This is a genomic window from Mesorhizobium sp. P5_C1, from assembly GCF_054049815.1.
Genome location: NZ_JBFULQ010000481.1, coordinates 1 through 4,218, shown reverse-complemented (window position 1 = coordinate 4,218; position 4,218 = coordinate 1). Strand labels below are relative to the sequence as shown.

Here is a 4,218-nt window from a genome sequence, read left to right as displayed (position 1 = left end):
CAAGGAAGACGGCCTCGTGCGTGCGTTCTTCACGTCGGGCGGTTCGGATTCGGTCGAGACCGCTTTGCGTCTGGCGCGTCAGTATCACAAGATCAATGGCCAACCCGAGCGCACCAAGTTTGTTGCCCTCAAGAAAGGCTACCATGGCACGCATTTCGGTGGCGCATCGGTCAATGGCAATGCCAACTTCCGCCGCAACTACGAGCCGTTGCTACCTGGGGTTTTTCATCTCGCCGCACCTTATGCCTACCGCAATCCCTTCGGCACCTCTGATCCGGCGGAGATTGCCCAGGCGATCGCTCGCCAGTTCGAGGATGAGATCGCCTTCCAGGGGGCCGATACGATCGCTGCCATGATCATGGAACCGGTGCTGGGGTCGGGTGGCGTTATCGTGCCGCATGAAACCTTCATGCCATTGATGCGTGCCATTTGCGACAAGCACGGCATTTTGCTGATCGCCGACGAGGTGATCACAGCGTTTGGACGCACGGGCGCCTGGACCGGCTCGCGTGGCTGGGGTGTCAAACCGGACTTCATGTGCACGGCCAAGGCAATCAGCAACGGATACTTTCCGTTCGGCGCGGTGATGATCTGCCAAAAGGTGGCAACGGTATTTGAGGCCTCCAAGGGCGCCATTGGCTCGATCGGCCACGGCTACACCTATTCAGGTCACCCAGTTGGAGCCGCCGCAGCGCTCGCGACGCTCGCCGAAACAAAACGTCTCAACGTCGCCGCGAATGCAAAGGCCCGGGGAGCGGAGTTGCTTGTGGGCCTTGAAGGCCTCAAGGAGAAGCATGAGCTGGTAGGGGACGTGCGGGGTCTCGGTCTGATGTGCGCGCTTGAACTGGTGTCGGACCGCAAGACGAAATCGGCAGCGGCCAAAGACGTCGTGCAGAAGGTTTTCGACACCGCATACGAAGAAAGCGTAATGGTCCGCACTTCCGGTGCCAACGTCATCATCTCACCCCCGCTCGTCATCACGGCGGCAGATGTGAAGCGGATCGTCGCCGCACTCGATGTGGGCCTCGCGCAAGCCGGGCGATAATTGATTGAGATGGAATATTGCCTGGGCCATGTGGTCCCGGAATAGGGAAACTCACCCCGAAAATAAGGGCACAATCAAGTGAAAATCCTTGTACCCGTGAAGCGAGTTGTGGATGCGAACGTCAAGGTTCGCGTCAAGGCTGACGGTTCGGCTGTAGAACTCGCCAACGTTAAGATGGCGATGAACCCGTTTGACGAGATCGCGGTCGAAGAGGCGCTCCGGCTGAAGGAAGCCGGCAAGGCGGAAGAGATCATCGTCGTCTCTATCGGACCGCAGCAGGCGCAGGAAACCTTGCGCACCGCGCTCGCCATGGGCGCCGACCGCGCCATCCTGGTCAAGACCGATGAGCAGACCGAGCCGCTCGGTGTCGCCAAGGTGCTGAAGGGCGTCGTCGACGCTGAACAGCCTGGCCTCGTCATCCTCGGCAAGCAGGCGATCGACGACGATTCCAACCAGACCGGCCAGATGCTGGCAGCCCTTCTCGGCTGGGCGCAGGGCACTTTCGCCTCCAAGGTTGTCATCGATGGCGACAAGGCCAAGGTGACGCGCGAAGTCGATGGCGGCCTGCAGACGGTGGAGCTGAAAATGCCGGCGATCATCACCGCCGATCTTCGCCTCAATCAGCCGCGCTATGCCTCGCTGCCCAACATCATGAATGCCAAGAAGAAGCCGCTCGACGAAAAGAGCCCGGCCGACTACGGCGCCGACGTCAAGCCGCGCCTGAAGGTCCTCAAGACCGAAGAGCCGAGCGGCCGCAAGGCAGGCGTCAAGGTCAAGAGCGTCGCCGAACTGGTCGACAAGCTCAAGAATGAAGCCGGCGTGTTGTAAGGCTGGGAAGGGATAAAAACATGACCATTCTCCTCATCGCAGAACACGACAACGCAACCCTTTCCGACCAGACCGCCAAGGCGCTGTCGGCGGCGCTGCAGATCGGCTCGGACGTGCATGTGCTGGTGGCCGGCAAGGGCGCCAAGCCGGCTGCCGATGCTGCCGCCAAGCTGAAGGGCGTAAGTAAGGTGCTGCTCGCCGAAGCCGACGAACTGGCCGAGCGCCTCGCCGAACCGACGGCAGCCCTGGTTGTTTCGCTGGCCGGCGCTTACGACACCATCATTGCGCCTGCGACGTCGTCGGGCAAGAACGTCGCCCCGCGCGTCGCAGCCCTGCTCGATGTCGCGCAGGTGTCTGAGATCATCGAAGTGGTTTCGCCCGATACCTTCAAGCGTCCGATCTATGCCGGCAATGCCATCCAGACGGTGCAGTCAACCGACGCCAAGAAAGTGATCACCGTGCGCACCGCATCATATTCGAGCGCCTCCCAAGGCAATGCGGCTGCCGTCGAGCTTGTCTCGCCGGCAGCCGACCCGAGGCTCTCCATTTTCATTGAGAACAAGCTTTCCGACACCGACCGTCCGGAACTGACCTCGGCCAAGATCATCATCTCGGGCGGCCGCGCGCTGGGTTCGGCGGAAAGATTCAAGGAGGTCATCCTGCCGGTCGCCGACAAGCTCGGTGCCGCCGTCGGCGCTTCCCGCGCCGCCGTCGATGCCGGCTATGCGCCGAACGACTGGCAGGTCGGCCAGACCGGCAAGGTCGTGGCGCCTGATCTCTACATCGCTGTCGGCATCTCCGGCGCCATCCAGCACCTTGCCGGCATGAAGGATTCCAAGGTCATCGTCGCCATCAACAAGGACGAGGAGGCGCCGATCTTCCAGGTTGCCGACTACGGTCTCGTCGCCGACCTTTTTGATGTCCTTCCCGAACTGGCCAAAATTTGACACGAGGGGAATGAAAACGTGCCGCAATCCTACACGATTACCCTGTCCTGCGACGACCAACCCGGCATCGTCGCGGCGGTCGCGACGGAACTTTCCGCCCTGGGCGCCAATATCACCGAGAGCAACCAGTTCTGGGACCGCCTTTCCAACCGCTTCTTCATGCGCATCGCCGTCGAATTCAGGCAGCCCACAACCAAGGAACAGGTCGAACACGCCGTGAAGCCCGTGTTGGACCGCTTCGGCATGAAGGCCGATGTCGTCGACGCCGGCCGCAAGCTGAAGATCATCATCATGGTTTCCAGGTTCGACCACGCAATGTTGCATCTGCTCTACCAAATCCGTGTGGGATGGCTGCAGGTCGAGGTTGTAGCTATCGTGTCGAACCACGAGGACAGCCGCCGAACCGCAGAGATAGAGGGTATCCCCTATCACGTCTTCAACATCACCAAGGACAACAAGGCGGAAAAGGAGAAGGTGCTGCTCGATCTCGTCCGGGAGACGGAGGCAGATCTCGTGGTGTTAGCCCGATACATGCAGGTGCTCTCGGACAACCTCTCCACCCGGCTGTTCGGAAAAGTCATCAACATCCATCACTCGTTCCTTCCGTCGTTCAAGGGAGCAAAGCCTTATCATCAGGCCTTCGAACGCGGCGTGAAGCTGATTGGCGCGACAGCCCACTATGTGACGCCTGATCTCGACGAAGGGCCGATCATCGAGCAGGAAACGGAGCGTGTGACGCATACGATGACCGCCGACGATTTCGTCGCCACGGGCCGGGATATAGAAAGCAGGGTGCTGGCCAGGGCGGTGAAGATGCACCTGGAGCGTCGGGTCATGCTCAATGGCCACAAGACAATCGTTTTCGCGTGACCAGGGCCAGATGAGAGAACCAGTCATCATCTCTGGAGCAATCGTGGCGGCTTCAATACTCGAACGAGTAAAACTCGAAACTGAGGCCTTGAAGAGTTCCGGCATCAATCCTGGTCTTGCCGTGGTTATCGTCGGAAGTGATCCAGCCAGCCAGGTTTACGTCTCCTCGAAGGGGCGGAAGGCCGAAGAGTGCGGCTTCCTCTCACGAAAGTATGAATTGCCCGAAATCACGTCCGAGAAAGAACTTCTTGGCCTGGTGCACACATTGAACGAAGACCCGAAAATTCATGGACTCCTTCTGCAGTTGCCTTTGCCAAAACATCTGGATGCAGGAAAGATTATTCAGGCGATATCGCCTGACAAGGACGTTGATGGGTTCCATTATGTCAATGTGGGTATGCTGGGAACTGGCGAACTCGAGGGCGCGCTCGTCCCGTGTACGCCAGCAGGGGCGATGCTGCTGATTGAGTCGGTCCGGGGCAAGGACCTGTCAGGTTTGACGGCGGTGGTCATCGGGCGGTCCAACAT

At 59.8% G+C, this 4,218-nt stretch carries 5 protein-coding genes; all 5 read left to right on the top strand.

The window, feature by feature from the left end; genetic code table 11:
* A partial coding sequence (locus ACXJ7R_RS26240) for an aminotransferase class III-fold pyridoxal phosphate-dependent enzyme (RefSeq protein WP_457154368.1) occupies positions 1–1,045 on the top strand: 1,045 nt, incomplete at its 5' end.
* A gap of 78 nt (positions 1,046–1,123) precedes the next feature.
* Entirely contained in the window at positions 1,124–1,873 is a 750-nt protein-coding gene (locus ACXJ7R_RS26235) for an electron transfer flavoprotein subunit beta/FixA family protein (protein WP_457154367.1), read from the top strand.
* A gap of 20 nt (positions 1,874–1,893) precedes the next feature.
* Positions 1,894–2,820: an electron transfer flavoprotein subunit alpha/FixB family protein gene (locus tag ACXJ7R_RS26230; RefSeq protein WP_457154366.1), complete on the top strand. Its 927-nt coding sequence runs from the start codon at positions 1,894–1,896 to the stop codon at positions 2,818–2,820.
* A gap of 18 nt (positions 2,821–2,838) precedes the next feature.
* Positions 2,839–3,690, top strand: a complete 852-nt coding sequence (gene purU, locus ACXJ7R_RS26225; protein ID WP_135867232.1) for a formyltetrahydrofolate deformylase — start codon at positions 2,839–2,841, stop codon at positions 3,688–3,690.
* Positions 3,691–3,700: 10 nt separating this feature from the next.
* On the top strand, positions 3,701–4,218 hold a 518-nt coding region (locus tag ACXJ7R_RS26220; protein WP_457154365.1), incomplete at its 3' end, for a tetrahydrofolate dehydrogenase/cyclohydrolase catalytic domain-containing protein.